General features: G+C 63.1%; 1 protein-coding gene. It reads right to left on the reverse strand.

The annotated features are described in order from the left end of the window. Positions 1–78: 78 nt before the first annotated feature. The coding region (locus EN885_RS33115) for an MlrC C-terminal domain-containing protein (RefSeq protein WP_164897980.1) at positions 79–496 on the reverse strand (418 nt) is incomplete at its 5' end.

Raw genomic sequence — 496 nt, forward strand, 5'->3', positions numbered from 1 at the left:
CTCGGCCTGCTGCGGCAGAAGAAGGTTGGCGCATTACGTCAGGCGACCCCCTCTGTCGGCTTCAGCGACATCTCCCCCTCAAGGGGGGAGATTGCCTGCATCCTTCCAAGGATCCGCAACCCTTGGCCACAGCGGCCTTGTCAGCTTCTTGTAATCGGTCACCGCCGGATTGCTAGGATACGAACTCGGCGCCGAGACATAGATGATCTCGGCGGCGATCGGCTCGAAGCCGGCGTAGAAATGGTTGGTCGACTTGATCAGCAGCATGTCCTTGGCCATCGGATCGACGCCGATGTTGGAAAAGATATCCGGCTCGAAGGTCTGTGTGCGGTTGGTGTTGAGAATGATGTCGACCTCGGTGCCTTCGAGGCGGACCAGCGCCGTCGGCCCCAGCGTCACCCGGCTTGGCCCGAAACTCTGCCAGCCCTCCGCAACCGCTTTCAGCACGCGCACGCGCGCGTCGATCGGCTCGCCTGCCTGCGGCCCGGCCTTGCCG

The sequence above is a fragment of the Mesorhizobium sp. M6A.T.Cr.TU.014.01.1.1 genome (assembly GCF_004022765.1).
GTDB lineage: Bacteria > Pseudomonadota > Alphaproteobacteria > Rhizobiales > Rhizobiaceae > Mesorhizobium > Mesorhizobium mediterraneum.